Origin of the sequence: Stenotrophomonas maltophilia (genome assembly GCF_002799245.1) — a bacterium.
GTDB classification, from domain to species: domain Bacteria; phylum Pseudomonadota; class Gammaproteobacteria; order Xanthomonadales; family Xanthomonadaceae; genus Stenotrophomonas; species Stenotrophomonas maltophilia_S.
Genome location: NZ_NEQV01000002.1, coordinates 65254 through 91407 on the forward strand (window position 1 = coordinate 65254; position 26154 = coordinate 91407).

At 58.3% G+C, this 26154-nt stretch carries 24 protein-coding genes; 19 read left to right on the forward strand and 5 right to left on the reverse strand.

Annotation, left to right across the window (positions count from 1 at the left end):
- The first annotated feature begins 2 nt into the window (after positions 1–2).
- The gene (locus tag B9Y64_RS06290) at positions 3–2264 is read left to right on the forward strand and encodes a hypothetical protein (protein ID WP_100439974.1); all 2262 of its coding nucleotides are present in this window, start codon (positions 3–5) and stop codon (positions 2262–2264) included.
- 119 nt (positions 2265–2383) lie between these two features.
- On the opposite strand, the gene B9Y64_RS21905 is transcribed toward B9Y64_RS06290, so the two are convergent.
- Positions 2384–2782: a Rap1a/Tai family immunity protein gene (locus B9Y64_RS21905; protein ID WP_157804492.1), complete on the reverse strand. Its 399-nt coding sequence runs from the start codon at positions 2780–2782 to the stop codon at positions 2384–2386.
- 960 nt (positions 2783–3742) lie between these two features.
- Here B9Y64_RS21905 and B9Y64_RS21910 point away from each other — a divergent pair.
- The 4 genes from B9Y64_RS21910 to B9Y64_RS06310 all read left to right on the forward strand — a co-directional run bounded on the left by B9Y64_RS21910 (position 3743) and on the right by B9Y64_RS06310 (position 8230).
- Positions 3743–4414: a hypothetical protein gene (locus tag B9Y64_RS21910; RefSeq protein WP_157804493.1), complete on the forward strand. Its 672-nt coding sequence runs from the start codon at positions 3743–3745 to the stop codon at positions 4412–4414.
- A 356-nt stretch (positions 4415–4770) separates the two neighbouring features.
- Positions 4771–5022, forward strand: a complete 252-nt coding sequence (locus tag B9Y64_RS06300; RefSeq protein ID WP_100439976.1) for a hypothetical protein — start codon at positions 4771–4773, stop codon at positions 5020–5022.
- 374 nt (positions 5023–5396) lie between these two features.
- Positions 5397–6932 carry a DGQHR domain-containing protein gene (locus tag B9Y64_RS06305; protein ID WP_100439977.1) on the forward strand — a complete coding sequence of 512 codons (1536 nt, stop codon included), beginning with the start codon at positions 5397–5399 and terminating at the stop codon, positions 6930–6932.
- Between the two features lie 245 nt (positions 6933–7177).
- On the forward strand, positions 7178–8230 hold the full coding sequence (locus B9Y64_RS06310; RefSeq protein ID WP_157804494.1) for a hypothetical protein: 1053 nt from the start codon (positions 7178–7180) through the stop codon (positions 8228–8230).
- Between the two features lie 11 nt (positions 8231–8241).
- On the opposite strand, the gene B9Y64_RS06315 is transcribed toward B9Y64_RS06310, so the two are convergent.
- Positions 8242–9081, reverse strand: coding sequence for a DNA adenine methylase (locus tag B9Y64_RS06315; protein ID WP_100439979.1), 840 nt, complete (start codon positions 9079–9081; stop codon positions 8242–8244).
- A gap of 808 nt (positions 9082–9889) precedes the next feature.
- On the opposite strand from B9Y64_RS06315, the gene B9Y64_RS22540 reads away from it, so the two are divergent.
- Positions 9890–10057, forward strand: coding sequence for a helix-turn-helix transcriptional regulator (locus B9Y64_RS22540; protein ID WP_413482273.1), 168 nt, complete (start codon positions 9890–9892; stop codon positions 10055–10057).
- A gap of 52 nt (positions 10058–10109) precedes the next feature.
- On the opposite strand, the gene B9Y64_RS22545 is transcribed toward B9Y64_RS22540, so the two are convergent.
- Both B9Y64_RS22545 and B9Y64_RS06340 read right to left on the reverse strand, forming a co-directional pair.
- On the reverse strand, positions 10110–10424 hold the full coding sequence (locus tag B9Y64_RS22545; RefSeq protein ID WP_100439981.1) for a helix-turn-helix domain-containing protein: 315 nt from the start codon (positions 10422–10424) through the stop codon (positions 10110–10112).
- On the reverse strand, positions 10424–10783 hold the full coding sequence (locus tag B9Y64_RS06340; protein ID WP_100439982.1) for a hypothetical protein: 360 nt from the start codon (positions 10781–10783) through the stop codon (positions 10424–10426). Before B9Y64_RS06340 ends, B9Y64_RS22545 begins: the two co-directional genes overlap by 1 nt.
- A 492-nt stretch (positions 10784–11275) precedes the next feature.
- Here B9Y64_RS06340 and B9Y64_RS06345 point away from each other — a divergent pair, with 492 nt between their 5' ends.
- Together B9Y64_RS06345 and B9Y64_RS06350 are read left to right on the forward strand one after the other, a co-directional pair.
- Complete coding sequence (locus tag B9Y64_RS06345) at positions 11276–11503, forward strand: helix-turn-helix transcriptional regulator (protein ID WP_100439983.1); 228 nt, start codon at positions 11276–11278, stop codon at positions 11501–11503.
- Between the two features lie 213 nt (positions 11504–11716).
- Positions 11717–12751 carry a YagK/YfjJ domain-containing protein gene (locus B9Y64_RS06350; RefSeq protein ID WP_157804495.1) on the forward strand — a complete coding sequence of 345 codons (1035 nt, stop codon included), beginning with the start codon at positions 11717–11719 and terminating at the stop codon, positions 12749–12751.
- Positions 12752–12787: 36 nt separating this feature from the next.
- On the opposite strand, the gene B9Y64_RS06355 is transcribed toward B9Y64_RS06350, so the two are convergent.
- Positions 12788–13384, reverse strand: a complete 597-nt coding sequence (locus tag B9Y64_RS06355; protein ID WP_100439985.1) for a hypothetical protein — start codon at positions 13382–13384, stop codon at positions 12788–12790.
- A gap of 993 nt (positions 13385–14377) precedes the next feature.
- On the opposite strand from B9Y64_RS06355, the gene B9Y64_RS22455 reads away from it, so the two are divergent.
- The 11 genes from B9Y64_RS22455 (at position 14378) to B9Y64_RS06425 (ending at position 26131) form a co-directional block, all read left to right on the forward strand.
- Complete coding sequence (locus tag B9Y64_RS22455; RefSeq protein ID WP_162292366.1) at positions 14378–15094, forward strand: S8 family serine peptidase; 717 nt, start codon at positions 14378–14380, stop codon at positions 15092–15094.
- A 210-nt stretch (positions 15095–15304) separates the two neighbouring features.
- Complete coding sequence (locus B9Y64_RS22215) at positions 15305–15559, forward strand: hypothetical protein (protein WP_238379846.1); 255 nt, start codon at positions 15305–15307, stop codon at positions 15557–15559.
- A 439-nt stretch (positions 15560–15998) separates the two neighbouring features.
- A complete protein-coding gene (locus B9Y64_RS21920) occupies positions 15999–20771 on the forward strand; it encodes an RHS repeat domain-containing protein (RefSeq protein WP_157804497.1) in 4773 nt (1590 codons plus the stop codon).
- A complete protein-coding gene (locus B9Y64_RS22220; protein WP_238379847.1) occupies positions 20768–21646 on the forward strand; it encodes an RHS repeat domain-containing protein in 879 nt (292 codons plus the stop codon). The genes B9Y64_RS21920 and B9Y64_RS22220 overlap by 4 nt, the downstream gene beginning before the upstream one ends.
- Complete coding sequence (locus B9Y64_RS06390) at positions 21643–22002, forward strand: hypothetical protein (protein ID WP_100439988.1); 360 nt, start codon at positions 21643–21645, stop codon at positions 22000–22002. Before B9Y64_RS22220 ends, B9Y64_RS06390 begins: the two co-directional genes overlap by 4 nt.
- Before the next feature lie 475 nt (positions 22003–22477).
- A complete protein-coding gene (locus B9Y64_RS22225; RefSeq protein ID WP_265350054.1) occupies positions 22478–22633 on the forward strand; it encodes a helix-turn-helix transcriptional regulator in 156 nt (51 codons plus the stop codon).
- 256 nt (positions 22634–22889) lie between these two features.
- Positions 22890–23357: a hypothetical protein gene (locus B9Y64_RS06405; RefSeq protein ID WP_100439991.1), complete on the forward strand. Its 468-nt coding sequence runs from the start codon at positions 22890–22892 to the stop codon at positions 23355–23357.
- A gap of 165 nt (positions 23358–23522) precedes the next feature.
- A complete protein-coding gene (locus B9Y64_RS06410; RefSeq protein WP_238379848.1) occupies positions 23523–24092 on the forward strand; it encodes an AAA family ATPase in 570 nt (189 codons plus the stop codon).
- Between the two features lie 224 nt (positions 24093–24316).
- Positions 24317–24694 (forward strand): hypothetical protein, encoded by a 378-nt coding sequence (locus B9Y64_RS06415; RefSeq protein ID WP_157804498.1) that lies wholly within the window; start codon positions 24317–24319, stop codon positions 24692–24694.
- 42 nt (positions 24695–24736) lie between these two features.
- Positions 24737–25552: a peptidoglycan DD-metalloendopeptidase family protein gene (locus B9Y64_RS22125; protein ID WP_202909049.1), complete on the forward strand. Its 816-nt coding sequence runs from the start codon at positions 24737–24739 to the stop codon at positions 25550–25552.
- A 3-nt stretch (positions 25553–25555) separates the two neighbouring features.
- On the forward strand, positions 25556–26131 hold the full coding sequence (locus tag B9Y64_RS06425; RefSeq protein ID WP_100439993.1) for an XVIPCD domain-containing protein: 576 nt from the start codon (positions 25556–25558) through the stop codon (positions 26129–26131).
- Positions 26132–26154: the final 23 nt, after the last annotated feature.

Genomic DNA, 26154 nt, shown 5'->3' on the forward strand with positions numbered 1-26154 from the left:
CAATGGCCAAGAAATGGGTTGACGTAGCCGCTTCCCCTGCCTATCAGGCCCTTGCGCCAGAGCAGCAGGAGGAGGCTCGTAATCAATACTGGAACGAGGTTGTTGCTCCGCATGTGCCTGCTGATGAGCATTCTCAGGTTCGTCAGGCGTTCGACAGTGACACCTCGCGCACTGTGAATTGGCCTGGACAGGCTCCAATGGAGCTCGAAGTTGTTGGCGGGAAACCCGAGCGGGCTGATTTCTCGGATGTGACCTCCAGTGTTTACAGTACTGCAGATGGTCGCCAAGCCGATGGCTGGATGCCGGGCAGCGGGCGTGACTTCGCATTCGGCGTTCGCTCGGCGTTGCAGGGTGCTGGCGGTCTGCTAGGGGCAGTTGGCGGCGACGCCTTCAACAACTATGTCGCCAATCCAGTGGCGCGCGCTGCGGGGATGCAGGAGGCCCGCCCCTACCGCGAAGAGGCTGAAGCGCTGGCGGATCGGCTCGGCCTACCCAAGGCGCAGACTGGCGCTGATCGTGTTCTGGGCGATGTTGCTGAAGCACTAGCGGGCACTAGCCTCACCATGGGTGCTGGCGTCGGGATCAACGCCCTTGCCAATCTTGGTAGGAATGCCGCGATACGAACCCCGGGCTATGTGGCTCCCGTCAGGAATCGCCTTGCAGATCTCCTGACCACCCAGCCGGGTCTGCAGACTGTGTCTTCCATTGCCGGATCTGGAGCATCTTCTGTAGCACGCGAATCAGGAGCATCTGAACGCAATCAGCTCCTTGCCGGGCTTGCGGGTGGACTCGCCCCCGGTGTTGCGACGGCTGGCGGCGCGGCTACATTGCGCGGTGCGGTTCGGGGCCGGTCTGGTCAAGGCATGCAGAACACGCTTGCTGACTTCCAAGCACTTGGTGCGACGCCTTCCGTTGGCCAGGCTGCGGGACCGGGGTGGGTTCAGGGGATGGAAGGCCTGCTATCAAAAGGGCCAACCAGTGGTGGAGTATTCGGTCGATTTGCCGAGGACCAGGCTGATCGGATCGGCGCAGGACTTAAGGCAAAGGCTTCCAATCTTTCGCCAAATCCGGGCTCAGAGAACGCTGGTCTCGCAATTGAAAGAGGCATGAATGCCTTCAAGGGCGATACAAACGCGGTGAAACGCGCGTTGTACTGGGCGGTCGATCAGCAGATCCCTGGAACCGCGCCGACTCCCATGTTCAACACGCAGCGCGTTCTTCAGCGGCTCACCACTCCCAACCCGAGTGCACGGGCAACAACCGGGGATTTGATCCAGCCCAGCATGTCTAGGCTTCGGAACAACCTCGAAGCGGATCTCCAGGCGAATGGCGGAAACCTGACGTATGAGGCGCTCAAGCGCATCCGCACCGACATCGGTGAGCAGATCGGGCGCTCGTCGCCCCTGAACCCTAGCACTGATCTGCAGGAGCTCCAGAAGGTCTATGGGGCCCTGTCGGAGGACATGCTTGCAGCTGCACAGAACAGTGGACCGGCAGCAGTGCGGGCCGCAGCACGTGCTAACAACTACACCCGGAACGTCGCTGAAAGGAATGATCTGGTTCAGCGCATTCTGGACAAACATGGAGGCCCAGAGAAGGTCTACCAGGCAGCTACTTCGGGCACCAGGGATGGTGCAACCACGCTCCGCGCCGTGATGTACTCGCTACCGCAGGACGAGCAGAAGGCCGTGTCCGCAGCTGTGATCAAGCGCTTGGGGCTAGCCACGCCGGGGAATCAGAACGTAGAGGGCGACGTTTTCAGTTCGTCCACTTTCATGCGCAACTGGAATGACCTGAGCGAGGAGGCCAAGGCGGTGCTGTTCGGTCGCTATGGCAAGAACTTCAGGGAGTCGATGAACCAGGTGGCTCGGGTTGCGCACAACATCAAAGAGGGCGCAAAGGTCTATGCGAACCCATCTGGCAGCGGCGACAAGGTCACCGCGATCGCTTACTGGGTTGGCCTTCTCAATGCTTTGGGCAGTGGCCATTTCAGGACTGCAGCCGGCGTGGCAGCGGGTGGAGTTGGAGCAAATGCGACTGCTCGCGCATTCACCAGCCCAATCGCAGTGAGGTGGCTTGCCTCACAAACCAACATGCCGAGTGGGGCGGCAGTGCCGCAGGCGATTCTCCTGCAGAAGCAGGCAGCTGCCGCGAACGATCCAGAACTGGAAGAGATCGCAAAAGCCCTAGTGGAACGGGCCCAAAATGACCGAGATCAGCATCCAGGCAGCGAAGACGAACAAGGCAATGATCGCTCCAACTGATAGGAATACCTTCCATCCATCAATCGCGTTTGATGCGACTTGCTTCTCATGCTCCTGCTGCATCCAGTCCTTCGGCTGGCCGCCGACGTTGGAGAGGTCGAACTTCGTTTTGCTGCTCATCATTTCTCCTGTTTGTTCTGGCAGGGAAAGGCCTCTGCCATTGCTAGCGCCAAACCCAAGCTTCGATCCATGTTGATTAGCTCTGGATTCTTCTCGGCCCACTTGAGAAGGATCAGGATCCTCTGCTGAACAGTGACATTTGAAGGAGCGCAATCAATCCGGTTGTCCGCCGATGCTTCAGCTGCTCCAAAGACATACCCGAAGCAGAATGAAACCAAGATTGCGTTGTCACTCGAAATGTTCTTTCCGGCAAACTGATCTCTTGCGGGAGAGCAGACTGATACAAATGCTTGCACCGACGGATCGCGAAGCTGCGAGACATTCCCTGCAATGGAGGATCCTGAGCACGGTAGCGCCAAGACTAAGACTGCAGATGCGGCAAATGTCTTCCCCCTCATGGAACTCCCCTTCCTTGTCAGATTGGCCGGAATCCTACCACCCGTCTGGGCTGGCTGCTGGCGGGGCCTAATTCGGAACGAAGTAGTACAGCAGCCGCCAGCAGGATTTTCGGGACACTAGAAGGGCCTGAGCCGGGCCAGGTTCTGAATCAGTACCTGTATAGCGGGAGAGCCTGGGCAGATCGGAACGTAGTGGGTGGGGAAACACCCCGGGCTGATTTGGGACCTATATAGCCAAAGCCGACGCAGATCCCGAGACACCCACCGTTTAAGGTTGCACCCCATCCGCTACATGGATCGGGGCGAGTTTAGACATGCACGGGCTGATGCGAAGGATGAATTGGTACACGTACAACAGAAGAGGACCTGCCTCCTAACCCCGGATGCATTCGTGGCAGTTAGGACGCAAACGCCCGAACCGCCAATGGGAGAATAGGCGGCAACAGAGAGGGGCAGCGATTTTCGTCCAGGGCCGACATCGGTCCTGCTGGCGGAGCTATGCCCAGAACGGCGAAGGGCCACCAGCACGAACTGGTGACCCCTCTCGCAACCCACCTTGTCCTGACCAAGGAGAGCGCATTGCTGAAAGATATCAAAGTACTAAAGGAACTGTGTGAAACCATAAGTAACCTTCCCCAAGGGCGTTTCTACTCTCTATTGGGTGTTCTGGCTATGTTCGGTCTTGGAAAGCTGCTGCACGGAATCGCGGCGGTAGCACCATTCCTCTTGTGGCACTAGCAGGGCAGCGTTTCTGCCCGAACGAAGCGAGCGGTAGATATAGGCCCTTGGCTAGGTTTCGGGTGGCCAAGTTCCAATGGAATCGCAGTTTTCGGACGCCCGTATATGCGGGACTGCCTACCGCCATCCGAGACGCTTGACACCAGGAAGCGCGCGTTGGGCCGTATAGCAGCATCCATATAGATCCAGCATTCTGAATGAGACATCTAGGGGAAGTGCCAGATGGACCCAAGCATCGCCGAGCTGAAGATCACACGCCGCCCTGGCCAATCGGACGAGGAGCTGCAGGCCGAGCAACTGGTAGACGGGGTCAACAGCAACGCCTTCTTGGCCCTCCTGTTCGCTCAGCATTCCGGATTCGCTAAGGGCTCGGAGATAGGCGAACTGATTGAGGCTACCCAACAGGCTGTGGAGCGAGCTAAGCGTGGAGGAACCGAGCAGGCCGACTCACTTCTCACCAGTCAGGCCATAGCCCTCAACGCGGTATTTCTGGAGATGAGTCGGCGAGCGGCCCTCAACATGGGTGGTCACCTGAGGGCGACCGAGACATACATGCGGCTGGCCCTGAAGGCACAGTCCCAGTGCCGGACGACTCTGGAGACCTTGGCCGAGATCAAGAACCCCAGAGCCGTGGCGTTCGTGAAGCAGGCCAATATTGCCGGTGGCCACCAGCAGGTGAACAACCTTGCCCCGGAAAGTCCCGGGCCAGTCCCGGAAGAGGCCGGGCGCGCGGGAACAAAAAGTCGGCCGAACGAACTATTGGAGGAGATCTCAGATGCGCAATGGCTGGACCCCAGAGCGGCGCCAGCGGCAGGCGCAGGCAATCCGGACTTGGCGACCGTGGGAGCAGGCAACCGGCCCGCGCAGCGTCGAAGGAAAGGCCAAGGCGGCTAGGAACGCCTGGAAGGGCGGGGAGCGGAAGGCGCTCCGTCAGCTGGCCGCTGTGCTCCGGGAAGTCAGGTGTTAACGCAGGAGTCCTCACGCGGAACAGCTTTGTGTAGTGCTTGGAAATCAATGAGTTATCGGGTCGGGATCGGTCCATCGGCGAGGGCGCTGGAATTAATGGACATCTCTACGCGGGCGAGCCCGCCGACCGCGACCCCGGAGTTTCGAGACCAGTACGCACACGCGCGCGGGGCCGGCCGGGTCTTCGGAGTTTTCCTACGCCTTTACGCGGGCGCGCGATGCGAGCGGAACGGCCTAGGTAGGCCCTACGTCCAGTTTTTGGAGTCCCTAACAGGAGTGGTTCCATGTTGCTTTGTGATGCCCCTCAAGTCCTTTCGGCAGAGGGGGAGGTGGACTATGTAGACCTGATCACCCGCGCCGGCTTGGCGAAGGACCTGATCGGCAGGATCAACTGGCACTACCTCCTGCATGAAGACGGGTGCCCTGGGGAGGTCGGTGAGGCGTGTGCCTGTGGCCTTGTCGTGGCCTTCGTAGGGCCTTCCGCCATGGTCATGGTGGATAGCCAATATGCCTACCGCACACACCCCATCAACTGAGTTTTGTCAGGTCATAAAAGGGTGCTTGGCGTTGAATGCGCCAGATGGTATGGCGACGGTTCGGGTGAGGTGATTGGGTACATGGCTGGCACAGACAGGACTAGATGTCGTGGTAGAGCTGATCCCGCCCCCTGTTCTAAAGGGGAGGGGCAGTTCGAATTGCATGGATGCTAATAAATTCAATCGCTTACGGAACTCCTTCTTCTGTGAACTGCCGTGTGTTGGTTAGATTTCGGCTTGGCGATTGACACATGTGGTACAGATCAAGACTGCCACGCGGCAGCGTGACGACCACGAAGCGGGGGCTTGTCTATCTCTCTCATCGCCCTTTACCAGCTATCATCATGTTCTGACAAGGATGCGCAGGGGGCGCTATGACGGCAAAGATTCCGCTTCTCAAGGTTCGGCAGTGGGTGAATACGTGGGACCAGTCCGATTGGACCGACCACCTTCCTAAGCCTGAAGATCATTTCTTCATGGGTTCTGTGTCGCTGTCCGAACTTCGCAAGCTGGCGGGCGTGAGCCGTCGTCGAGTGGAGGAACGCGCCATGAAGGATGCGCCTGCAGGCTATCAGCGCGGGCATGACCGAGATAGATCTGACAAGATCGCTCGATATATCCAGTACGGCTATCCAGCGTCATCCACTCGGGGCGATGTGCCCTTGACCACGCCGGATCTCATCCACCCTGGCTGGCTGCCCACGGCAATCTTGGTCAACATCTTGAAGCCTGGCGATGTCCGCTATCGAGGTGGCGTGGCAGTCGAGCTGGCTAGGAACGCGGCGATCAACGTCGTTGAAACGGATGGCCTATACCATCTCGAATTACCGAGCGTTGCTTCAACGGACATCGAGCCTCTTGAGATCATCGACGGCCAGCATCGAGTCTTTTCTGCCGATGGCCTTGATAGTCTTCTTTCTGACTACGATGTGCCCGTCGTCTTCTTCTCTGGTTTGACCACATCTTGGCAAGCCTACCTCTTCTGGGTAATCAACGTCGAACCCAAGAAGATCAATCCGAGTCTCGCGTTCGACTTGTATCCGGAGCTTCGGAATCAGCTTTGGCTGGACCGAGGGGAGGGGCTAAAGATCTATCAAGAACACCGCGCCCAGGAGCTTACAGAAGCACTTTGGAGGCATGCGAAGAGTCCGTGGAAGGGCAGAATTGAGCTGCTCGGAAATCGCGTGGAAGGGCATGTTTCAAACGCTGCGTTCATTCGATCACTGATCGCGACATTTATCAGAAGATGGGGTAGCGATCACAAGGTCGGGGGGCTTTTTGGTGCTGTCGACAAGGCGGGCGACGAGCGCATATTGCGATGGAATAGGTCCCAGCAAGCTGCCTTTTTGATTCAGATCTGGTCAGATGTCGCTGCAGCAGCTAAAGGCAGTCAGAATGAATGGGCTGTTGCGTGCCGAGAAGCTTATGCATTACTACCTGATGCAGCTCGACAACGGACCAATCCGGAAGGATTGGATGCAGCCTTTGCCGGTCCGCACTCATTGCTAGGTACAGACCAAGGTGTTCGCGCGATCCTGCACGTGTTCAATGCCATGTTCCAAGTGCGTTACGACGAAATTGGGCTGGACTCTTGGGTGCTGGACGACGTCGAGTCGCTGATGACCGATGATGGTGTGTCCCATGCACTGGATTCATTGAAGAAGCACACCCGAATCACTCAGTACAGTGCAACGCTCGCCCGTGAATTGACTTGGACTGGGTTTGATTGGCGTACCTCCACTGGACCGGGTCTGACGAGTGATCAAAAGCCGCTGCAGGCATCTTATCGTGGTAGTAGCGGCTACACTGCACTGTTTGGCAACGTCATTGAGCATCTGACTAAAGCAGATAACCGCGAAATTAGCGAGACGGCCGCATCAGTCCAGCAGATGACAGGGAGGTCGAAATGAGTTCCGGTCGGCGGAGCCGTGGAGCCCCTGGTGGACGCAATCGGGGAGCTGGCGCGCCGCGCAGGTCCTCGCCGCCCAATCCTCATTCGGCCAGTCCGAGTATCGCCTCTATAGTCTGTGCATCGGCCTCCCCCTCCTCGCTGGCGCTTGCATATCCTGCGCTTGCGCCTGGGGCGGACGCGCACCAGCCGCTTGTTGCGGGTGGTGGGGATGCCGTACAGCTCGCCGGTGCCCACGTGTCGCACATGCTAGAGGCTTGGCGGTACTTCGGCGCGTCCGTTAATGCTCTGCTCGTCAATTCACCATACAACGCAATTCATTTCGCCTATTACGCCCAGCTACGCGCGGCAATGGCAGTGTTCTCGGGTGAAGGCGTGTTCGTACAGCAGGGGGCATATTTCTACCTCGACTCATCTGGCACGAGGCATAATTTCTCAGCGGCTGGCACGCACACCTTCGTATGGGAGCTTTGGCGGGAGTGGATTAAGGGCAGCCGGGCTGAGGATCTGATCGGTGACCAGATCAAGCTTATGCCCTTGGTCAGCCTTTCTGACATTGTTCCCTCGCCGCGTCCAGGTGGGGTGCTGGAACGCTGGGGCTTTGACCTCGCGGTTGGCGCGACGGAGAAAACTGCGAGGAATGCCGCTAGCTATGATTCAAAAGCGCCGTTCCCAATTCCTGTTCTGACTTCTGACCACGTATCAATTGTGCGCTCAATCTGGCGGCTGCTGCTCAGTGATGACTCCGCAATCGCGTTCGATGCTGCCTTCGTTAGATACTTGGTTGACCTTGCCGTCACTGACGCTATTGCATCTGGCGGAGCGGATGACGAGATCATTTCTCGTGAGCAGCAGCTTGAGGAAATTGCTACTAAGGTGGCGGGTGCCACTGGTCAGGACGCGACGGCTCTGTTAAGACGCTTGTCAGACCCCGGTGCTGACGACCGTCTCTTTGCCGCTGCCTCAGAGCCGCAGCAGGATGTTGTAAATGTGCTTGCACGAGCGCTTTTTTTGGTCCGAATTGCGTCTCTTAGCGTGGCGCGCGCTCTTGGTAATGATGAAAGCTCGGCGCGCAGCTGTAAGAGTTGGATCAAGTGTTGGTTGTCCGCAATTGGCGTGATTCCCGCTGGAGAATTTGAAGTCCAAGATCTGGTGGTGGACTTTGAGGATGCTATTGCCGAGCTCGACTTCTCCGCAGGTGCGGAGCTGCCAAGCACCTTGTGGCTGGGTGAGGCGGCTGAATACTCTGCGCGTCTTTCCAAAGTGGAAAGCGTTTGTGCGTGGGGTCTTCCGCTCTAGCTGACGAAAAACTAGTCCTTGATCACTATTTCTTCGTACTGTTTTCGAGATGCGCCGTTTCCCGAGATAGAACTAAATCGGGAGAGCGGCGTAGTCTTGAAGCCGTGATCGTTGAAAAGCTTCACAACTGACGAGTGGTTCGCGTTTGTGGCAACGACGTGAGCGCCTCTCTCGCGAGCTTGACGCAGGCTGAGGGCAAGTCGCTCTTGATCACTCCAAGAGAAGAGTTTTTCGTTGTATTTGACAAAGCCGTTATTGTTATGTTGAACCGTATAAGGTGGGTCGGCGAAGATCAAATCGCCTTCCGCTGCTTTAGCAATGATTTTTTCGAAATCCGCACGCACGACTTTCGCTGCACGCAGAGCTTGGGCAATTGCGGAGAAATCGTCTGTTTCGAGAAGCACGCTCTCCTTTGAGCCTTTGGGTACATTGAACTCACCCTGCATGTTCACACGGTAGATACCGTTGAAGCATGATCTGTTAAGGTAAAGAGTTCGGGCAGCTCTGCTTAGGGCATCGGTGGGAACAGTACTTCGCACCAAGTAATAGTGCAGTTCAGAGTGGGCCTTGGCATGATCGCTAAGCGCCTTGTACAGTTGCTTGTGCCTCGTTTTCATTTGGTTGAAGAGGTTAACTAGCTCTGCATTCTGATCGCTGAGAATTGCTTCTTGAGGCTGAAGTGCGAAGAAAACCGACGCCGAACCCATGAATGGTTCGAAATAGCGGTTAAAACTTGTGGGAAGCTCAGATAAGTGGTTGCGTATAAACCAGCGTTTGCCCCCAGGCCATTTCAGAAACGGCACGAGGGGCTTGCGGTCGCTGTTGGCGCTGGAGGTGTGGAGTGCTGACATCTTGGACGCCGATTCTTCTTGTGCAGCAATGATAACCTAGCGCCTCCTTGGGAGAGGCGTTCTCTAGCGTTCCCACGATAGCTCAACCGGCTTTTAATGGCGGAGTTGGTTAAAAGGCTCCAACGCCTGCTGCAGTCGCATCATCCCTGAACCAGTCGCTCACGGTGTCCTTGTGGACGCTCACCAGTGGGTCGGGCAGGGCTAGAGCTGCGGCGGCATGGGTGTTCAATGGCACCTCACGCCATTTCCCCAACTTTGGGCGCCCATCATCCCCCTCGTCGGGGGCGCTCTCGACCAGCAGGCGCCATGGCCCCGTCAGAAGTCATCAGGATCGTAGGGCTCAAGATGTGGCGTTGCTCTGGCTAGGCCGAGCGCTTCATGGAGCGCGTCCATAGTCGTCCAGATCCCGCCGCTTCCGTCATACAAGAAGCGGATCCCGCATTCGTTGGCCCATCGGATCACAGTGGCGAGCCTAGGCCTCTTGCCTGGCTGGCAGAGTTCCTGCAGGTCGTGGAACTGAAGAATTCCTCTAATCAGCATGCTGGGGTCGCCGTGGACGCGAACGCATTTGTCGCTGCTGCCATTCTTTGGCAACTGGCCAGGCAATGTAGGAAGGGCGCAAAGGTCGGCCACCAGGACAGCGCTTGGGCCATCGAAGGGAATTCTCCCTAGGGCAGGGCGCGATCAAGTGACCGAGGATTAGATCGGCCTTCGGAACTATCTCCGAGGAGCGCAGGGCCGTTCTGCGGCTGCGTCAATCTGCTCAATAACGAACTTGAGGCCTTGGCGTAGACCATCGAGGTAGTCGTTGGTCGCTTCTCTACGCTCGTCGGCATGGCTCTCCACGACCATCTACCTCCGAATGGCGCTGGGCTCCTTCCCTGGCCCGCGCAAGATCGGTGCTAGGTCGGTTTGGGTGAAGGCAGACATTGACAGGTTCTGTGCGGAGGTCGCGACACCCGAGTCTGGTGCATGAGGGCCAAGGAACCTGCCGCCAGGGCCAGCCCGGACCTCTGTTATTGAGCTCTTCACCTAGGTCGCGGCTTTTTGGCCGCTTTGGTTCTGTTCGTCGCCAGCAGTCTTTCGAGTCGCTCATCAGTATCAGATATGAGCGATCCTGGGGGAGAGGCTTTCGGGAAGACTGTTGTGGGTGGGGGCATATATCGAGATCGCTGCCACCAAGCCTCTAGATCGGCAGCATGGATACGATCGGACTTCGCGCTTTGCCCCAGACGCATCGCAGTGAGTTGTCCATCGTTGATCGCCCTGCGAAGGGTTCGAGGGTGGCAGGCACAAAGCTCCGCAGCCTGAGCGAGCGTCATTAGCTTGTCAGTCGGAACCATTACCCCTTTCCTCTTCGCTGGTCGTAGCGCCTCAGTCGAGCAAGGGCCTCCTCCATCTGGGGGGAGGTCGGGATCAGAGAGGTGCCCGGTGCCCCCCGGGATTTCCAGTTGCCGGAGTTCTCGATTGCTTTGTACAGCTCGTTCTTCTCATAGAGTTGCTTGCCCATGAAGTTTCTGGGCACTAGGCCGAGATCAGGGGCGTTCCTTCGAAACTGACGGGACGACACGCCGCAGTAATGGGCTGCCTCGTCAACGGTGAGCCAGTCTTTTCCACGGATGTCGAAACGAAGGGCCGCCAATTGCTGGCGCAGGGCTTTGATCTCGTCCTGCAGGGAGATATCGGGTTCAGAGGTGTCCATCTGGATCTGATCCTGCGTGCCTACCTGCACCCTGCCACAGCACGAGCCAGGTCGGAAGCCCGGAGATCAGTCAACCTGATTTCAAACCCATAACACGATAGGGAGAGGCCGCAGCCTCTCCTCTATGCCGGCGCAATGCCGGCTCCCTACTGACTAGGAGCCTATCGTGTTCATCGAACGATCCAATTCCCCCCTCGAGTACCTGGCCGCCTTCGCGGTCGTCTTCATGGCAGGCGTGCTTAGCGCCCATTTGCCGCGCTGACCACTGTGCCCGGGACGCCTGCTCTCCGAGGCGGTGTAGGCGTCCCACCGAAGCCCAATCGTTCCAACGGAACCAACTTCCCCTGCAGGCAGAACCAACTCGGACGCAGGCCGCACGAGTTGGGGTACGTAGTCATTGGATAGTTAACGTACCTAGGTAGCTTAAGTAATCGACACTTGCTGAAATCGTTCATACCTTGGGTGTCCCTTCCGCAACGAGGTGACAACCACATGGACTCTGCTCAGAACATCCGCTTCATTCGCCGGCAGGAGGTGGAGCGCCGGACCGGTAAAGGTCGTTCTACGATCTATGCGTCGCTGCAGCGCTCCAACAAGCGCTTCGATCCGAGCTTCCCGCGACCAGTTCGCATCGGCCCGGGCTCGGTGGCCTGGGTCGAAAGTGAGATCGAAGACTGGATCAAACTCCGCATTGCTGAGCGGGGTGCGGTCCCCGTCTAGTCACCAACTCGACAGGACTCAACCGCCGTCCTACCCCAGAGAACCTTGGGGTAGTTCGCGCACCGACCCCATCAATTAAAGGGTGGGAATGGCAGGGGTAGTTCCGGAACTTATATCTTTACCATTGGACGCTAGTCTCCAATGAATCAATGGAGCCGGTTCGCTCCTACCTCTCTCCCTGTCTACGCGACCCTTCGGTCGCTATGGAGAGGTATGTACAAGAAGGAAGAGAACATCGTCGCCCAATGGGCTGACCGGATGATTGAGCACGAGGGCGACGCCTGGATCTTCCGTCCCTCAAGCGACTACCCAGAGCAGATCGTCCGCGTTGATCGAGTGATGCGCGCGCTTGTGAAGTCGAGGTCTGAAATGTTCTGGAGCCGCCGTGTTGCTGGGATGGCACGGACAGCGATACACCCGATCGCCAGGGCCCTCCGGAAATGCGCCAACATGGACTATGGAGGCATAAAGAGTCACTTCTGCAAGCAGAAGCTTAGTCCTTACTTTGAGCTGCTGGCGGAAGAATTCCTAAGCCATCGAGCGGATGTTATCGAAGGCGCAAGCCCGGAAGTGGCAGCAGCAAACGCGTGGGTCGAACACATCCGAACGATCGCACGGAGCAGCGAATTCACTCGCCGGGTGGCTACGCAGGAGCGCAGTGCTCGGAAGAATGCAAAGGCTGCCTTGGGCTACCTGCAGACCCTGTATCGGCAACACTCTCGTCTCTGCGTCGTTCGTTTGGACGTAGGTTACAGCGCAGCACATCGCGAACTGCTGCCAGGTCGGAACGTGGATCCCGTGCGTATCAAGCGCGACTTGGCCACTTGCTTGCGCAAGTTGCGCCGAAGCTACCCAGCCTTGATGGGGTACGTCTGGAAGTTGGAGTTCGGCCCGAGCAAGTCCTACCACGTTCACCTTATGGCATTCCTCAATGGGCATCTGGTTCGCCAGGATGTGCGGATTGCGCAGGCGATAGGTGAGTTCTGGCAGGACGAAGTGACGCATTTCGACGGGAGCTATTGGAACTGCAATGCCCGAAAGGAGTTCTACGAACGGACCAACTCCCTAGGCATAGGGATGGTTGAGCACGATGATGAGGCCAAGCGGCGGCGGCTTGAGTACAGCCTGCTCTACCTGACCAAGGCGGATTACTACGTTCGCCTAAGTGAGCCTGGTCTGGGCCGGACCTTTGGCAAGGGGCAGGCCGGGGGCGACTCGAGCCGAAAGCTAGGGAGGCCCAGGATGTAGTGGATGTGGGGGAGGGGGATATCCCCCCTTCTGCTCTTAACGCATCTTGCGGCGAGCCCGAGTGTTGAGGCTTCCCTCTACTACTCGCGCGATCTGAGGATGGACCGCCGGGTCATGGTTGGTCCAACGCTGCAGTAGCTGGCGCGGGTTCGTGCTTCGGGCCTGATGATCCTTTCCGAATTTCTCCATGGCCGGCAGGATTTCCGCCCACAGATCTTGCTTTGTGGCACGGGAGTTGTCGGGCATCGCCTTCAGCATCTCCACCACCATGTTCCTCAATGGCACGATTCGGCTGCCGGTGATTCGCCCGCCTAGAGCAGTCAGCTCAAGCTGAGTTGCGTGCGAGCTGCACGTCCCGAGGTAGTAGTTGCACCTCACAAGAGCGGCCCAAGCACGGCCAGCATCATTGGCATCATGAGCCATCTGCGCTTCGAGCAGGAACAGCATCGCCGCTTCGATCAACTCGTGGACCTCTGGCACGACATTCATGGCTCTGCGCATCTGGAGTTCGTCGTCCAGCTGCGTGGCAAGGTGGCGGTCCTGAACAACACGGTCGACCAGAGAGTTCCAAATGTCAGCGTAGGTGCCACCTCGCTTCAGTGGCAGCACTCGAAGGTGGAACTCCACTTCCATGTCGAAGCTCGCCCTCCTGATACAGTCATACAGCCAAGGCCGCTCTCTATCAGTCGCAAACTTTCCTAGTGCGCTCCAAGGGGGAGGCGCTTCGGGGTCAGATTCTGGCAAATCCACAAATGATCCTGGGTCCGGAGGCGCCATCTGGGTGGGGCCGCCGAGGCGGCCTGTAGGGAGACAGTGGCAGGATACCAGTCGCTTAAGTGAGTCGTTTTGTGAGTCTAAAGTAGATAAAAGTAGATTGAATATTAATAAAATCAATTACTTGATATTGCGTTGTGGTTGCTGGTGGGCCACCATAAAAGACAGGCACTTGGGCTTACGCCCAAGTGCCTTTTTTGTGCCGCCGGGAAAACTGCCGGAACAATTCAGCGCTTGCGCGGTGGTCTCACGACTGGCACGTCGTGATCGTAGCGGCCCGTAGTCGTCGGCGATTTGTGCCCGGCCGCATCCTGCTTGCCGCCCCTGTTACCCCTGTTACCCCTGTCGCCCTTGGTGTCGCTGATGCCTCGGTGCTTGAGACCGTACATCGAGAACCGCTCTTCCTCCTCAGTCGCTTCCTCGCCCATCGCCGTGCGAAGAAGCGTTGCCACGCGTTCAAAAGAAGCTCGCCCGAACACTCTTCATGGGGCGTTCGGTAGGTAAGCCGGTGGCAAGTCGCGATTGATTGCCTTCAGGCGTCTTGCTATTCGAAGCGCATGGCGCTTACTCCGTAAAGCCAAAGCCAAAGCCAAAGCCAAAGCCAAAGCTAAAGCTAAAGCTAAAGCTAAAGCTAAAGCTAAAGCTATCGCCACATCACAATTGGACGCCGTAGCGGCTGGCGGTCGTCGGTGCCGAATGAAAATCGCCAAGCCATAACTTATGCCTAGCCCATGGCAGCTCATGCTTATCGCGCTTATCGCGCTTATCGCGCTTATCGCGCTTATCGCGCTTATCGCGGGTGGAGCGTTGAAGGCGCTAGACGTCAATGTTCGTAGCAGAAGGAATCATCTAATGAGAAACGCCTTGTACTGCCGTTCATTGCGTACGATCCGTATGAATCCAACTCCGCTGGCGGCGGCTTTGGGCTTTGCGGTACTGGTAGCTCCTTTGGTTTCTGCACATGCAAGTGAAACCTATGAGCAGTGGTTGCAGCAACGGCAGCTTCAGACCGCGTGGTCAAGCAGTTATGCGAACAGCAAGCCCCTGAATGCTGGCACCAGCGGCGCTCCGTCGTCTCAAGCGAGCGATCCGCCAACGATCATGGGAACCCTCGGGGACCCGGCCAGTTGGCGTACTGAAGAGTTCAATCGAGACTGGGGTCTGGCCGCCATCAAGGCCGAGTACGCTTACGCTCGCGGCTTGACGGGCAAGGGAGTCCGGCTTGGGGTAACCGATTCCGGCACCGCGTTGGAGCATCCTGAGTTTGCGGGCAAGGATCATCGCGCTTTCATCATGGCAAGCCTGCGCGGTGATGGATCAAGATGTGACCAGATGATCCTGGGTGGCCCGGACTCGTGCTACTACAAGAAGGGCGATGACGCTGAGATCGATGGCGTAGCAAGTGGCCCAACTGCGCCAGGTGCCCCAAAGCCGAAGTTTTCTTTTAGCCTCCAGAGTCATGGCACACATGTGGCTGGGACAGTCGCCGCCAATAGGGGCGTCAAAGGCACGCACGGCGTGGCTTCGGCGCAGATCTGGGCGCTGCCAATCTCTTTGGCGACACGCTGAAGCACGCGCGAGGCTGCTCCTCTAATGGCAATCCATGCAGGGGCTTGAGCCTTCAGGCAAAAGCAGATGCCTTCAGTTACATGTACGTGCAGGCTACCGAGCAGGGCGTCAAGGTTATGAACCATAGCTGGGGGGGGGGGCAGCGCTTTATGGGATCAATCGGCCATTGGTCGAACTGCAACGGAGGCGAGGAACAGGATTGCCGATCTGATGAGTCGTTCTGCGAACATGGAGTTCTATACGGCCCTTGCAGATCCACGCACGTATCAATTGGCGTTGCGCTACTTGGGTGAGGATGCCTGCACGGGTCCTCATTCCGCAGGTGAAAAGTTGTTGCTGATCCCTCAGCACAACGTGGTGTTGGCCATGCGCGGCTCTATCCAGTTATTCCTTCGCGTCTATGAGTTGGTCCTGCAGGCTAGCTCCGCCTGGACTTTACGATGGAGCAACTCTCCGCCAAGCTGACGCTTTGGGGCTGGTCGCCCAAGAGCGGCCGGATGATGGCCACTACCTATGCCAAGAATGACAATCGTCGCCCTAATGTGGTGGAACCCATTTCTGGCCAGCTGGCTTCGCCAGGGCAGCCGTTGCGAGGGACGGAGCTAGGCATGGCTCAGGCGGACCTGATAGCGGCCGGACAGTTGCAGGCGTGCTACCTCAACGAGCAGATGGGCAGGAAGGTGGCTGGCAGATCGTCTGCTGGTCGGATATCTCCAGAAGGGGTAAGCGGTGCGGTCGGGTCGACCAGCCACACGAGGCCGATGGAGATGGCTAGTGATAAGGGCGGAGCGTCGTGAAGCACTGCTGGGCAGATCTGCCAGATGTTTCTGAGATGAAATGAATTCTGAATTGACGGATTCAGGCCTTCTGTGGAAGAGTCGCTCTCAACAATCAGGGGGCGACAATGCGGATCGACACAAGGAACGTCGCGGTCAGCCCGCGCACGCGCGAATGTGCGGGACTTGCTCTTTTACTCGGACTCACCTTCGCCGCGCAGGCACAGCAGGCTGTTCAGCAGCCCTATCAAGAATATGACAAGAAGCTCCGCTCGGCAGAGCAGGTCGGTGCACTGACATCAGAGCTCTTCGGTGACTCGGTCAATGTATACGACCAGAGCGGATACTTCAGGCAGACCGATATCGACCTGGCGGGTAACAACGCGCTGCCGGTTCGTCTTGAGCGCCGATTGAATGTGAGGCCCATCCCTGAGTCCGGGTTGCCGCCATTGATCTATGGCGGTGCCGGTGACTGGAACATCGATGTGCCCTTCATCTCCGGCGTATTCGATTCCCAGTATGGATGGACCTACCGGGGCTCGCGGAAGGTTCCGCGCTGCAGCGCCAACTTCCTGCCCTACACGCCGCCGCCGTTCCGCATTGAAGACATCTGGTCTGGTTATACCGTCAATCTCCCCGGGGAAGGCGCCCGGTCGCTGATGGGCGATCCACCTGCCAGCCTGAAGCCAGCCAGCCGCCAGGGCGAGAACTGGAGCTGGACCACCAGTGCAATGGATACCGTCAGCTGTACGCCGATGATCGCCGGGCTGGAAGGAGAGGGCTTCATCCTGCAGACCACATCGGGCATCAAGTACACCTTTAACATTGGCACCGAGCGCGTTGTGGGTCTGATGGGATCTATCGGCGGCGACGCTGCCCAGGCGCGTCTTGAGATCTACCTGTTGGCAAGTCGAATCGAGGATCGTTTCGGCAACAGTGTCAGCATCAGTTACAACGGCAACGGCCATCCGACCAGCATCTCGTCCAGCGATGGGCGTTCGATCACGTTGAACTATGCAGGAAATCGCCTGCAGAGCGCCTCGGCAAATGGCCGCACTTGGACCTACGGCTATGCAGGCAACTCACTGCAGCGGGTTACCCAGCCGGATGGCGTCTGGTGGGAGATCAACCAGCTCTCCGACATGCGTATCGCCTATGAGAACTGGCCGGAGGATCCGTCCCAGGGATGCGGTAGTCCGCCGCTTCGCGACAAGACCTACACACTTCAGATGAAACATCCATCCGGAGCAGTGGGCACCTTCGCGTTCCAGCACGGGCGAAACTACCGTGCTGGCGTTCCAGCGAGCTACTGCATCACCGAGGCCCGCGACGGGCAGATATCTCAGTATCTTGCGCTTGCAAATCACTTTGATGGCTTCGGACTGGTGCAGAAGACCATTGAAGGCCCGGGCGTTGCTCCCATGCGCTGGACCTATGTCGACAAGGGAGATTATCAGGACTATTGGACGGGCAGCGACCGCTATTGCACCACCTGCACGCAGTCCAAGGCGGTGAGAATCAACCAGCCTGACGGGAGCTGGATCGAAGAGATCTACGGAATTGTCTATCAGTTCAATGAAGGAAAACTCCTGGGTCGACGGACCGGGGCAGCATCGGGAGTGGTGCTTGAATCTGAGGACCTGACGTATGTTCCGGATGCGCAGATGCCGTCGATGCCCTTCCCGGATCGCTATGGTTGGGCGTTTGGGGGCAATGATGGAAGTTCAGCGCTGCTCAGGCCACTGCAACGGCGTCAGGTCACGCGCGATGGCGTGACGATGACCTGGCAGGCCAACTCATTTGACCGTTATGGCCGCCCCGCGAACGTTACGCGCAGCAGTTCGCAAGGCGCCAGTCGTACCGACACAACCAGCTACTACAACGACACCAATGCCTGGCTCCTCGGCCAGGTGTCCAGCCAGATCAACAACAACACCGGCCTGGTCGAGGTGCAGACTTCCTACAATGCCCAGGCGATGCCGACCGAGCAGCGGCGCTTCGGCAAGCTTCTGCAAACGCTGAGCTACCATGCAGACGGCAACGTCGCCAGCTTTGCCGATGGTCGTGGCAACAGCACGACACTCAACGGTTGGAAGCGGGGCATCCCGCAGTCGATTGGCTTTGCGGATGGTTCGTCGATGTCGGCCAGCGTGGACGACAATGGCTGGATCCGCTCGGTAACCAATGAGCTGGGTTACCAGACCAGCTTTGACTATGACGCGATGGGCCGGCAGATCCGCAAGGCATTCGCCCAAGGCGATACGGTGGCGTGGAACCCGACCACACAGATCTTCGAGCGTGTAGATGCCGTGGAGCATGGGTTGGGTGCAGGCCACTGGCGGCTGACGACCAATACCGGCAATCGGAACAAGGTGACCTGGTTCGACGCGATGTGGCGGCCGGCCCTGACTCGTGAACAGGATGCCAGCAACCCGACCGCGACCCAGCGCTACCAGCGATTTACTTACGATCATGCCGGCCGTACCACGTTCCAGTCGTATCCGGATTCGGCCAGCAACCCGAGCGCGGGGCAGTGGTCAGAATTTGATGCACTAGGCCGTGTCACCTCCAGTTCGTCCGACAGCGAGTTGGGCTTACTGACGACGGTCACTGCCTATCTTCCCGGCATGCGCGTGAGGACAACTGACGCCCGTGGGCAATCGAGCACGACCCTGCACCGGGTGTATGACACGCCAGCCTACGATACGCCGGTTGCCATCGAGCATCCGGGCGGTGTGTTCACGGACATTGGCCGTGATGTATTCGGCAAGACCACATCGATCAGGCGGCGAGACGCCAGTGGCGGTATCGCCCTCACGCGATCCTATGTGTACAACCCGCAACAGGAGCTGTGCAAAAGCATCGAGCCGGAAACCGGAGCCATGGCCATGGGCTACGATGCTGCCGGAAATCTTGCCTGGTCGGCGGCGGGGCTTCCGCAGGGGGTAGCCGACAACTGCGACACATCCGCAGAACAGGCCTCAGGGCGCCGGGTGGATCGGACGTACGATGCAAGGAACCGCCTGAAGCAACTGGTGTTTGCTGATGCCAGTGGCGATCAGGCGTGGCAGTACAACAGCTCAGGGCTACCCACCCAGGTAACCACCAGCAATCCGTCTGGCAAGGCAGTCACCAACACCTATGTCTACAGCAAGCGGGGCCTGATCATCGGGGAGACGCTGCAGCAGCCAGGCGGCGTCAGCTGGTCCATGGGATATGGATACGACGCCAATGGAGCGCTCGCCAGTCTGCAGTATCCCAGTGGCCTGCAACTCGCGCTGGCCCCCAACGCATTGGGTCAGCCCACTCGTATCGGATCTTATGCCACGGGCGTCGGCTACTACCCGAATGGTGCTCTGCGTGCATTCACCTATGGCAATGGTATCGCGCACAGCATGGCCCAGAATGGCCGGGGTCTGCCGGCAAGGGCGGTAGATGCTGGAGTCCTGGATAACAGCATCGTCTACGACAGGAACGGAAACGTAGCCAGCATTACCGACGCGATTGCTCCGGCCAAGTCAAAGCAGATGCAGTATGACGCGCTGGATCGCCTGACACAGGCGACCTCAGCCTCCTTTGGCGGCGACACGATCTACCGCTATACCTACGACGTGCTGGACAACCTGCGCAGTGCCAAGCTGGGCGGTGTGAAGCAGCACAACTACTGGTATGACGCCCGTAATCGGATGACCAACGTAAACCGCGATGATGGCAGTGCGATCATCGGCCTGGACTACGACGTTCAGGGAAATCTGGCCAAGAAGAATGGTGAGGCATTCCGGTTTGACCTGGGCAATCGCCTGCGCGATGTGGCCGGTCGGGAGACCTATGCCTATGATGCGCATGGTCGCCGCGTTGGCAGCTACAGCAGCCAGGAGGGCGACATTCTCTCCTTCTATGGAAATGATGGCGTGCTGCGTCGGCAGGACAACAAGCGCACGATGAAGGAGATCGAGTACATCAGTTTGGGGACTCACTTGATTGCCCAGGTTGAGAAAAGCACCGGTCTTGCCGTGCCGCGTCTCTCGGGACCGGCGACCGTGGAAACCGGCAGCTACACCCTGTCGTGGGGGGCTGTTGGCCAGGCCTCACGCTATGAGCTTCGTATGACGGCCAATGGTGGGCTGAGTTGGAGCACCTTGTATGCGGGGAGTGCCCTTTCCCATGCACTTACGGGTGTGCCAAAGGGCGTAAGGCAGTATCAGGTCCGCTCCTGTGATGCGAGCCGATGCAGTGCGTGGAGTGCCTCCATGTTCGTTCGACATCTTCCCATTCCAGTCCCTGGTGCTGCTCCGGTTTTGTCGGGACCAGCTGAATCGAATGGCGACTATCAGCTGACATGGAATGAAACCATCGATGCAACGTTCTATCAGCTGGAAGAAAGTGAAGGCGGCGGTTGGACTCGGATCAGTAACGACATTTTGATTTCCCACTCATTCGCGGCGCGCTTGCCAAGCATATACAGTTACCGCGTCAGAGGATGCAGCGAGGCTGGGTGCGGGCCTTACAGTGATGCCTTGAATCACCGTGTTCGCCTATCCATTCCCAAAAGCATCAAAGTGCAAGCATTCATGTTCCAGGGCGATGCGGGAGAAATGGTGACCTGGCTCGGATCTCCAGGGGCTCAGTTCTATGAGGTCAAGGATGTTGCTCCTGATGGCTTCGAACTGACCTACAACGTTGGTGACTCTCTTGTTAAGTCCTGGACCTACACCCGGGGGCAGGGAATCACTTTTGGCAGCTACTTTGTTCGTGCCTGCACTGCGTTGGAATGCACGGAATGGGGGGGCGCCGTAAGAGATCCAGCTATATTTGAAGGGCTTCCGCCAGATGCTCCAAAGGAAGTCTGCACCAGATTGCCGTGTCCTGTCAGCCCGAAATCCCCGGGGGTGATCAAGTGAACTTCAGAGATGGATTGCTGATAGCAGTAGTCTTTGCGATTGCGCTTTCCTCATCTCTGGATGTCCGGGCGCAGACTGTTACTTACCTTCATACCGATGCGCTTGGCTCGGTTGTGGCGGAGACTGACGCCAGCGGCAAAGTCATCAAGCGCTACGACTACGAGCCCTATGGGGCAGTGGTGGATGGTCAGGTCACCGACGGGCCGGGCTACACCGGGCACGTGAGCGACTCGACCACTGGCCTGAACTACATGCAGCAGCGGTACATGGATCCGCAGTTGGGTGTATTTCTGTCGGTAGATCCTGTGGCAGCCCACGAGGACCCCGTCGGAATGTTCAATAGGTATCGCTATGCTGCGAACAATCCCTACAAATTCAAGGACCCGGATGGACGCTGCTATACCAGCACTGGCGCATGTATGTCGGAAGCTGAATTTGAACAGGCGTGGAAAGGGGAGCCAAGTCGGGTCCTGAACACGATCGGAAGCCCGCTGGGAACTGTTGCGGATGCCTTGAATGGGGATTTCAAGGGGATGATCGTGGGCGCCATATTGTCCCGTGCCCCAGGCGGAAAAAGCGGGGTCAAGGCGGCAGGGTTCTTTGTCCGATTTGGCAAAGGCGCAGAGAGCGTTGAGTCGCTGGCAGCTCAAGCCGCCAAGGCAGAGAAGGCCGGGTTCCCGCATGGGGTTTCGGTCAAAGCGCAGGAGAAGGTGAGTGCGGCAGATAGAATCAAACACCGGGTCGCCGATCAAGCGGAGGCGAAGAGTACGTTCAATACACCTCAAACAGGGAACAATCCGAGCCACCATACTGTGGAACTGCCCAAGCCAGTGACGGAGAAGGTGGCTCAAAAGTTCAATGAGGTTTACAAATGAAGATCGACTTGCTTGTGGAGTGGTACGACGGTGAGCTGCAGCAAGTGATGGAAGATGGAGGGCGTTACTTCTATGCAATATGCGTGGCCGCAGATTTTAGCGAAACCGCACTGGATAGGGTTTATTTCGTTTTCAATCTTCTGCCACGGGAGAGGCGAACGATTGGAGGCTTGCTCGCTGCATCAGATGTGGAAGGTCTTGATCATCTGCTACGCGAGAAACTTTACGGCCGGCTAGGCGCCCTTTTTGAGGGGGACCCCAGTAGTTGGCAGTTGAATTCGGTTGATTTCGATGTTGAGCCTGCGCCGTATCTCAAATTTTTCAGATTTCCAGTCGTTGATGCCTTGGTTGCGTGAATCTGTGGGCGTGAGTCGGAAGCCATGGAGAAGAAATGGTTACAGCTTCGTGGGGCATTCTTTTGTATCAAATGGCCGATAGCTTGGCCCATGAGCTCCGTGCCGTCTCTACCCTGAGTCACGCCAGGGTGCGGTCGTTGCAAGGCTGCTGAACACCACGTCGAGTGAACCGTTCCATCCGCTACGCGGCCGGCCACTAAAGCCTGAGCAGCGACAGGCCCGACGGCTTGCTGAGGCCGTGGCAAGAGAGTTGGCGCGAATCAAGGACGCGCTTCAGCCGCGCGAGTCGTCAGCCGAGATCAAGCCCAGAGCAAAGGACCCGCCGAAGGCATGGGAGAGGGCGGGGAGAGTTCAGGGCAAGGCCGAGGGTAGGCCCGGAATTGGCCGTATGGGCCTGTGACAGGTGGAGGCTATGGCTCGGAAGCAAGCGAAAATTTTGGTCCTGCAGGCGGACCTCCAGAACATCGAGGTAGTGATGGCCAGAAAGAGCCTGAGCCGAGCGACCATCTACCGCCAAATGGCGCTGGGATCCTTCCCTGGCCCGCGCAAGATCGGTGCTAGGTCGGTTTGGGTGAAGGCAGGCATTGACAGGTTCTGTGCGGAGGTCGAGACACCGGAGCCTGGTACATAAGTACCAAGGAACCTGCCGCATGGGCCGGGCCGGACCTCTGTTATTGAGCTCTTCGCCTAGTGCGCGGCATATTGGCCGCTTTGGTTCTGTTCGTCGCCAGCAGTCTTTCGAGTCGCTCATCAGCATCAGATAGGAGCGAACCTGTGGGAGAGGCTTTCGGGAAGATTTATGCTGCGGAATATTCATATTTTGGGTTGTGGCACATGGGGGTGATGGGGAGTGCAAAGGTTATGAGTTGTCAGAATGGATCTGCAAAATGAAGGTGTTGGCCATTATTATCTTTTGCTCTTGCCTGATTGTGGGGGCGGGTGTATGGGTTTTCTATCCTACTTCGGTGCAGTCAGAGATGAAGACGTTCAGGATCTTGTCTCAAAGCGAATTTTCATCGTTGCGGAAAGATGCGCTGGAGTTTGCGCATCAGTTTGAGGTTAAGGGGGTTGAAATTAACGCGGGGGATTCTAATTCATCTTCTTTCGAAATTTATTGCAAGGGTGTGCCGGTGTTGCTTGTGATTAACGGCCCTATTCTGTTGACGTCTCACGTAATGATGGGGGCTGATTCTCGTGCGCCTGATGTCGCACGCTTTCGAATGGATGTTTATCAACGCCTTGAGCCTGAAGGTAAACCGGGGGTGGCTGGGCCTGTTCCGGTGCAAATCGGAAAACTGGAAAAGTTTTTGCTGAAGCATCGCGACGGGATAGATGTCGAGAAGCAGTGTCGCTGAATCCAACTGCTTTTCTGTGCCTCCGGAACATTCACGAGGGCCAGAGGCGCTTGGTTGCCAGCAGTGTGGGCGAACGTGATCGTCGCCGTCTTGGCCGTCTGCGGCGATATCCTGCACGGCTCTACTATCAACCACGATACCGCGATGGGTCTCCAGTAGCGTCCGATGGTTGGTTTGCTCCTGAACGCCATGAAGGATGGCTCAACCACTATGGCAAGGATTCACCTGGTCGAAGGCCCCGTCGGTGCGGGCAAATCCACGTTTGTTGCCGGGTTGCGGGAACTTCATAAAGCCGCGGGATTCATCCTGGACGCGTGGTTCGTACGGCTATACAGCCCGGACCGTCCCGCAGCCAACCTGATGGAATGGTATGCAGCAAGGAAGGCGCGCTGCCTGGATCAGATATGGGTCACGGCCCGCGAAGTTCTCGATACGGATCGGGACGTTGTACTTGAGCTGGGCCTGGTGGAGAAGGCCAGTCGCGAGCATTTCTACGCGCAGGTCAGAGAGGCGGGCTACGACCTGGTCGTGTATCTCCTGGATGCCCCGCGTGACGTTCGTCGGGATCGCGTCCGTCAGCGCAATCGGGAGAAAGGCGTAACGTTCTCCATGGAGGTGTCCGATGCCTTCTTTGAGCTGGCGAGCGACCATTGGGAACCGATGGACCAAACCGAATGCGAGATCTATGACGTCCAGATAGTCCCCTGGGAGACAGGGTCTGTATTTGGCCGCTAGAGGATGGTGAGGCTGCCAGCCGCTGATGCGCAGGGCGAGGAATACCACACGCTCGCACTGGAGGCGGAGCTTCGTCGGTAAGCGGAGCCCGTCACCGGGCGGCTGTCCCGCCGTTATCGGCGTGAAGATCCGGGTCCCGTGCTAGGGTCGCCACGAGGAACAGGACGCTGGCAGTGGGCATTTGTGGTCACACGCCCATAGGACAATGGAGCATGGAGCAGATGATGAATGCACGGGTTCCGCAATTGCTGAAGGTGCTGGCTCTGCCGGCGGCGCTGCTGCTTGCAGGCGCTGCAGATGCCGTTGTATTCCCAAAGGAGCTGAGGGGAACCTGGGACATCGGCCCGGAGGCGTGCAGGCTGCCACTCAGTGCAGACTCGGATACCGTCATCCGTATCGAGGCACGGCGCCTGGTCGGCTTCGAGAATGTGGATACCCCTCGCAGGATCACCCGTCTGTCGACGGGCGTACTGGCATGGTCGGTGGCATCCGAATCCAACGTCGCGCCAGGCGTATCCCTGGAAGACATCTATGTATTGAAGGGTGACAACCTCACCGTTACCGATGGTGAAACCACGAAGACCTATCGCCGCTGCCGTTGACGACAGGCGAATCCCTGCACCCATCACCACAAGGAGAGTGGCATGCCGCAACAGGAACAGACGCCGACGGAGCAGCCGCAGCCTGAACTGCCTCGGTATCGCTTGACGCAGCTGCACAGCCCCGCGCGTGGCAACCAGCCGGTAGCCGACCTGGATGGGTTGGTCACGCATCACCCGGGAAGCAACGCGCGTGCGCGGGTGGTCGATGGCGTGCCTGTCGGAGTGGAGAATCCAAGGACCCGATCGTATGGCGTGGTCGGCGGCGAAATCGAGGAGCTGGAAACGCGCCGTACCGATGGCGGAAGTCGCAGCGCACTGGGCCCGGACCAGGTGTTGCTGACCAAGGACTTCATGCTTGAAGACAGCCGGATCGCCGCAGGGGGGCGAGGTGTTCGATCCGTCGACGTGCCGTCGCCATTCTCTGGCTATATCAATCGTGTGAATCCCGCGCTTGGCGTGGTTGACATCTATGACCGGAAAGGCGGCGAACTCATTGCGCGCGTGCTGCACATGGATCCGATCCTGGTCCATCCAGGTGACACCGTCCAGTACGGCCAGGCGCTTGGGACACAGAGCAACATGGGCCTGCCGAACGCGGGCAAGCATGTGCACCTGGAAGTGGATACACGTTACTTCCAGCAGTATGGAAACTACGTGGAGGACCTGGCCAGCGGTCGATTGTCGATCGATCCTGGCCGGCGCGATGCGGGTATCGAGCCGCGCGCTGTCGTCGACGACGGCATCATCCGCATTGGCGAATCGGCTGATATTGTCAGGGTTGTGCAGCAGCGCCTGAATGCGGCGGGCTATCGCGGTGCGGACGGTCAGCCACTTGCCGAAGATGGTGTTTATCGCTAGTCGATGCAGAAGGCGGTCATCAACTACCAGGAGGCCCAGCAGCTGCCGCGCAGTGGCGATCTCGACCCGGCCACGCTGCAGCGGATCGCGCCAGCAATGCTGCCGCCGACGCTCCATCCCACGACGAATCAACCTGGACTGCCCTATCCGAACCCGCAGGGGAGTGCTGACAGCGTGTTGCACGCAGCGCTGCCTCCGCTGTTGGCCCAGGCACAGGATGCGGTGCTTCGCATGGAGGCCGGCCGTGGGCGCCCCTTTGATGCCCAGAGTGGGTGCCTGGCGGCCAGCGCGGCTTGCCTGGCGAGGGACAGCGGTTTGTCGCGCATCGATCACGTCCTGCTGAGTGAGCCGACGTCGACCACCGGGCGCGGCGAGACGGTGTTCGTCGTCCAGGGCGATCTTGCCGATCCATCCCACCGGCGTGCACAGATGAGCACCGCCTCGGCGCTGGCGACGCCGGTAGAGGAGTCCCTGCAGCGGCTTCAGGAACGTCCGCCAGCGGTCGGCATAGGGGAACCGTCGTCACCCCAGGCCGAGCTGCAGGCACAGGATGCCCTGCGCGCGCGAAGCCAGGGCTGAGCAATACCCGGGGCAGCGTTTTC

Coding starts and splice junctions, on each gene's coding strand:
- B9Y64_RS06290 (WP_100439974.1), top strand. CDS start 3: ATGGCCAAGAAATGGGTTGACGTAGCCGCTTCCCCTGCCTATCAGGCC.
- B9Y64_RS21905 (WP_157804492.1), bottom strand. CDS start 2,782: ATGAGGGGGAAGACATTTGCCGCATCTGCAGTCTTAGTCTTGGCGCTA.
- B9Y64_RS21910 (WP_157804493.1), top strand. CDS start 3,743: ATGGACCCAAGCATCGCCGAGCTGAAGATCACACGCCGCCCTGGCCAA.
- B9Y64_RS06300 (WP_100439976.1), top strand. CDS start 4,771: ATGTTGCTTTGTGATGCCCCTCAAGTCCTTTCGGCAGAGGGGGAGGTG.
- B9Y64_RS06305 (WP_100439977.1), top strand. CDS start 5,397: ATGACGGCAAAGATTCCGCTTCTCAAGGTTCGGCAGTGGGTGAATACG.
- B9Y64_RS06310 (WP_157804494.1), top strand. CDS start 7,178: ATGCTAGAGGCTTGGCGGTACTTCGGCGCGTCCGTTAATGCTCTGCTC.
- B9Y64_RS06315 (WP_100439979.1), bottom strand. CDS start 9,081: ATGTCAGCACTCCACACCTCCAGCGCCAACAGCGACCGCAAGCCCCTC.
- B9Y64_RS22545 (WP_100439981.1), bottom strand. CDS start 10,424: ATGGTTCCGACTGACAAGCTAATGACGCTCGCTCAGGCTGCGGAGCTT.
- B9Y64_RS06340 (WP_100439982.1), bottom strand. CDS start 10,783: ATGGACACCTCTGAACCCGATATCTCCCTGCAGGACGAGATCAAAGCC.
- B9Y64_RS06345 (WP_100439983.1), top strand. CDS start 11,276: ATGGACTCTGCTCAGAACATCCGCTTCATTCGCCGGCAGGAGGTGGAG.
- B9Y64_RS06350 (WP_157804495.1), top strand. CDS start 11,717: ATGTACAAGAAGGAAGAGAACATCGTCGCCCAATGGGCTGACCGGATG.
- B9Y64_RS06355 (WP_100439985.1), bottom strand. CDS start 13,384: ATGGAAGTGGAGTTCCACCTTCGAGTGCTGCCACTGAAGCGAGGTGGC.
- B9Y64_RS22455 (WP_162292366.1), top strand. CDS start 14,378: ATGAGAAACGCCTTGTACTGCCGTTCATTGCGTACGATCCGTATGAAT.
- B9Y64_RS22215 (WP_238379846.1), top strand. CDS start 15,305: ATGAGTCGTTCTGCGAACATGGAGTTCTATACGGCCCTTGCAGATCCA.
- B9Y64_RS21920 (WP_157804497.1), top strand. CDS start 15,999: ATGCGGATCGACACAAGGAACGTCGCGGTCAGCCCGCGCACGCGCGAA.
- B9Y64_RS06390 (WP_100439988.1), top strand. CDS start 21,643: ATGAAGATCGACTTGCTTGTGGAGTGGTACGACGGTGAGCTGCAGCAA.
- B9Y64_RS22225 (WP_265350054.1), top strand. CDS start 22,478: ATGGCCAGAAAGAGCCTGAGCCGAGCGACCATCTACCGCCAAATGGCG.
- B9Y64_RS06405 (WP_100439991.1), top strand. CDS start 22,890: ATGAAGGTGTTGGCCATTATTATCTTTTGCTCTTGCCTGATTGTGGGG.
- B9Y64_RS06410 (WP_238379848.1), top strand. CDS start 23,523: ATGGTTGGTTTGCTCCTGAACGCCATGAAGGATGGCTCAACCACTATG.
- B9Y64_RS06415 (WP_157804498.1), top strand. CDS start 24,317: ATGAATGCACGGGTTCCGCAATTGCTGAAGGTGCTGGCTCTGCCGGCG.
- B9Y64_RS22125 (WP_202909049.1), top strand. CDS start 24,737: ATGCCGCAACAGGAACAGACGCCGACGGAGCAGCCGCAGCCTGAACTG.
- B9Y64_RS06425 (WP_100439993.1), top strand. CDS start 25,556: ATGCAGAAGGCGGTCATCAACTACCAGGAGGCCCAGCAGCTGCCGCGC.